Below are 4057 nucleotides of genomic sequence, written 5' to 3'. Positions count from 1 at the left end.
CGCGCTTCCTGCAGGCGCAGCTGCTTCTGGTACTGCAGCGGGCTCAAGGCGGTCACTTCCTTGAAACGGTGGTGCAGGGTGGACACGCTGAGGTTCACCTCGCGGGCCAGGTCCTCGATGCGCAGGGACTTGTCGTAGTTGCGGTTGAGCCACTCGATGGCACGGGTAACGCGATGGGTCTGGCTGTCGGTCATCGCCAGGTCGTGCAGCAGGTGGCCCTGCGGACCGCGCAACAGGCGGTAGAGGATCTCGCGGACGAACAGCGGCGCCAGCATCTCGATGTCCCGCGGAGTATCCAGCAGACGCATCAGGCGCAGCAGGGCGTCGAGCACGGTGCAATCCACGCGCTGCAGGTAGATGCCCCGGCTGGCCGGGCGCGGCGCACTGCCGGCAAGGCCCGCCTCGGCGATCAGCCGGGTCAGCTCGCCCGGGTCGATGTCCAGGCGGATGGACAGGTAGGGCTTGTCCGGCGAGGCCTCGATGACCTGGCCGGACACCGGCAGCGTCACCGACACCACCAGCAGGTTGAGCTCGTCGTAGCGATAGACCTCGCTGCCCAGCCGCACTTCCTTGCAGCCCTGGGCGATCACGCACAGGGCCGGGCGGTAGAGCGTCGGCATGCGGCCTTCGCTGGGGCTGTCGTTGCGCGCGACCAGCAGCGAATCGATGGCGGTTTCGAAGACACCTTCACCCTGGCAATGGCGCTGGATGATGTCGGCCAGTTCCTGGCGGCCGGCGGCAATGGGATCAAAGGCGGGAACGGACTGGGACATGCACGGGACCTCCAGTGGCGGCGCACGAAGCTTACGCCCACGGCACATGCGCGCGTGTGACAGTAAGGCAGCCGCTGGAGGATCAGGCAAGCAATCGGCAGGAATGGACAAGCCATCCCGGCATCGGGTCGCGCACCGTGGCGGTGCAATGGCTGGAAACGGCGCGCAAACGCCCGATTTCAGAGCATGGCGAACGTCCCGCAGGATCAGGCAAGAAGGCGACAGCATCCGGATAACGCCCGGTCCTGGCCGGGCCGTAATCTTCCTGTCAGTCGTCCGAGGAGCCACCTCGGACTTCTTCCTGGAACGCGGAGGACAGGACATGCACTGGCAACCCATCGAACACGAATTGCAGATCCATCCCCGGCGGGGGCACGAGGCGGAACTGGGCGCATTGATCGACAACCTGATCGACGGCGCACGCCGCGCGCCGGGATGCCTGCGCTGCCAATTGGTGACCCGCGAGAACGGCCAGCCGTGGCTGCTGCAGGGCAGCTGGAAGGACGAGGAGGCGCTGCTGGACTATTTCGCCACGCCCTCGTTGCAGCTGCTCGGCGAAGTGCTTCTATGCCACTGTCGAAGCCTTGGCGGCGGCATAGTGGAAACCCCCGATCAGGCCACCGGAAAGGTGGCCTGAGTCTTTCTGGGTAGAGAGTTTTTCAGGTAGGGAGCTTTCAGGCCCTCAGTACTCCAGGCTCCAGCCCAGGGTGAAGGTACGGCCGCGGCCCTGGTAGTCGTACAGATAAGCCGGCCCGTAGGTCGGCGAATAGAACAGCGCGGCGCGCTGGCCCCAGACGGTGCTGTACTGCTTGTCCAGCAGGTTCTGGATACCGGCGCTGAAGGTACCGAAACCGGTCTTCTGCTCGCCCATCAGGTCGAAGGTGGTGTAGCCGTCGATCTCGTGGTCCGAGTCGTCCTTCAGGTTGAAGGCGTGCTGGGCCTGCAGGCGGGCACTGCGTTCGCCATCGCCCCAGCCGACGAAAGCGGTGGACTTGGACAGCGACGCATAGCGCGCATCGCGCTTGATCCAGTCACCGTCGGCATCCTCTTCTTCCGAGCGCACCAGGTGCAGCGTGGTACCGCCCTGCCAGCCATTCTCGAAGTAGCGGGTGACCGCGCCCTCGAAGCCGAAGTCGCGGCTCTTCTGGTCCTGCACGTCGATGGTCAGGGTCGCCTGGTCGGTGGTGATGATCTTGTCCGACCAGATGTAATAGACCGCCGCCTGGGTCTGCCACTGCATGTCGCTGTAGCGCCAGCCGGTCTCGACCTGGCGGCTCTTGATCCCGGCCAGCGGGTTGTCGTCCACCGACAGGCCGGCCTTGCCGTAGTACTTGGCCGGGTCGGGCAGGTCGAAGCCCTCGCTGTAGTTGGACCAGATTTGGTGGCCGTTCTTGAAGTCGTAGATCGCGCCGAGGTTGAACAGGTTGACCTGGTAGTCGTTGCTGCCGCCGGGCACGCCTTTGAAGTCATCCACCTCGACATCCATCTTCTGATGGCGCGCACCGCCGGAGATAGTCAGGTTGTCGGTGGCCTTCCAGTCCAGCTGGCCGTAGAAAGACAGGCCGTCGACGGTGTAGCTGGGGTAGCGCGGCGCGCTGCTGGCGGTTTCCAGGTCCAGGCCGCCGCTCTCGGAGGACAGGCGCTGGTCGAAGACCTTCTGCTCGGCATTGAAGCGCTCATGGTCGAAGTCCACGCCGTAGGTGAACTTCAGCGAATCCCACTGCTTGCTGAACAGGCCCTTGAGGCCGCTGACCTCGAAGTTCTGCTGCGAGGCGGCGAAGTACACGCCCTTCGAGCCGGTGGGCTTGCCGGTGTTGTAGTAGGGGAAGGGGTAGAAGTTGTCGTCTTCCTTGCGGTAGTACGCCTGCAGGTAGAAGTCCTGCTCCAGCAGGTTGCTGTGGTGGTAGTTGGCGTTGAGCAGAACGCGGCGGGTGCGCGGCTCGAGGTCGGTGTCCATGCCGCTGCGGATCTGCGCATCTTCCAGGTCCGACGGCGCCTGGTACTTCAGGTTGGGAAAGTAGATACCGGTGCTGCCGTCGTTGCCCGAGTCGTAGTACTGGGCCAGCAGGTCGAGGCTCTGCTCGTCGGTGAACTGCGCGGTGAGGTTGCCCATCACGTCGACGGTGCGGTTGTACTGCAGGTCGGTCTGGGTGTTGTCGATGAAGATCTGGTTGCCGGCGCCGTCGTAGAAGGCTTCGTTCTTCTCCGCCGAGACGCCCAGGCGACCGACCACGCTGTCGTTGCCGCCGCTGATGGACTGCGCGGCGCGGGTCGACAGGTCGTCGCTGTTGTTGAAACCGCTGCTGGCGCCCAGCTGCGTCTCGAAGCGCGTATCGCCGGCCGCGCCCTTCTTGGTAATGATGTTGATGATGCCGCCGGTGGCGCCGCCGCCGTAGATGGCGCTGGCGCCGGAGAGCACCTCGATGCGCTCGACGTTGAACGGCGAGATGCTGTCGAACTGCCGCGACAGGCCGCGCGAGCTGTTCTGGCTGACGCCGTCGATCATCACCAGCACGTTGCGCCCGCGCATGTTCTGGCCGTAGTTGGTGCGGCCTTCGGGCGCCAGGTCGAGACCGGGGACCAGTTTGCCCACCGCTTCCTTGAGGCTGACGCCGGTGTCCAGCTGTTCGCGCAGCTGGGTCTGCTCGACCACCCAGACGGTGCCGGGAATCGAGCTGATCTCGGTAGGCGTGCGCGCCGCCACGCTGATCTGCATCGGCGCCAGGCTGAGGGCGGCGGAGTCGTCCTGCTCGCGCTTGAGCAGCACGGTGCGCTCGTCGGTGAAGCGCCAGCTCATGCCGCTGCCGGAGAGCAGCTGGTTGAGCGCCTCTTCGGTGCTGAAGGTGCCGTCCAGCCCTTCGCTGTGCAGGCCCTGGATGTCCTCGGAGTTGAACAGCAGGTGCAGCCCGGCCTGGTCGGCGAACTGGGTCAGCGCGCTGTCCAGGCTGCGCGGAGCGATGTGCAGCTCGACGGCGGCGGAACCGGCCGCGTGGGCCAGGGGAGCGCCGGCGCCGAGCAGGGAGGCCAGCAATAGCGCGCGGTGCAGCGGGGAAGGACGGTAATGCATGCGGGTGAAATCCGTTCTTGTGTGGACAGGTTCGCGTATTGAGAATTCTTCGCGTTCCTGCCTACGACGAAACGGCCCGGCAAACCTTGCAGTGGTCAATGCAAAAAATTTCCATTTTCTTGCGAGACAGCCGGCTCTGCGGGTTTTCCGTACCTGTAGGAGCGAGCTTGCTCGCGAACCGCCCAACCGTGGAGCCGCCGGGGAAGCTGTTCGCGAG

At 65.0% G+C, this 4057-nt stretch carries 3 protein-coding genes; 1 reads left to right on the top strand and 2 read right to left on the bottom strand.

What is annotated here, in order from left to right; all coding sequences use genetic code 11:
• On the bottom strand, window positions 1-773 hold a 773-nt coding region (locus ACCC94_RS28275; RefSeq protein ID WP_413352908.1), incomplete at its 3' end, for an AraC family transcriptional regulator N-terminal domain-containing protein.
• A 322-nt stretch (window positions 774-1095) separates the two neighbouring features.
• On the opposite strand from ACCC94_RS28275, the gene ACCC94_RS28270 reads away from it, so the two are divergent.
• Complete coding sequence (locus ACCC94_RS28270; RefSeq protein ID WP_413352907.1) at window positions 1096-1410, top strand: putative quinol monooxygenase; 315 nt, start codon at window positions 1096-1098, stop codon at window positions 1408-1410.
• 45 nt (window positions 1411-1455) lie between these two features.
• Here the strand turns inward: ACCC94_RS28270 and ACCC94_RS28265 are convergent, their stop codons facing one another.
• The gene (locus ACCC94_RS28265) at window positions 1456-3840 is read right to left on the bottom strand and encodes a TonB-dependent receptor (protein ID WP_413352906.1); all 2385 of its coding nucleotides are present in this window, start codon (window positions 3838-3840) and stop codon (window positions 1456-1458) included.
• Window positions 3841-4057: the final 217 nt, after the last annotated feature.

It is taken from the genome of Pseudomonas sp. Pseusp97, from assembly GCF_047304025.1.
Taxonomy (GTDB): domain Bacteria; phylum Pseudomonadota; class Gammaproteobacteria; order Pseudomonadales; family Pseudomonadaceae; genus Pseudomonas.
This window is presented reverse-complemented; position numbering and strand designations above follow the sequence as displayed.

Bases quoted from the DNA above. Each gene is read 5' to 3' on its own strand.
- ACCC94_RS28265 (WP_413352906.1), bottom strand. From the start codon at position 3,840: ATGCATTACCGTCCTTCCCCGCTGCACCGCGCGCTATTGCTGGCCTCC.
- ACCC94_RS28270 (WP_413352907.1), top strand. From the start codon at position 1,096: ATGCACTGGCAACCCATCGAACACGAATTGCAGATCCATCCCCGGCGG.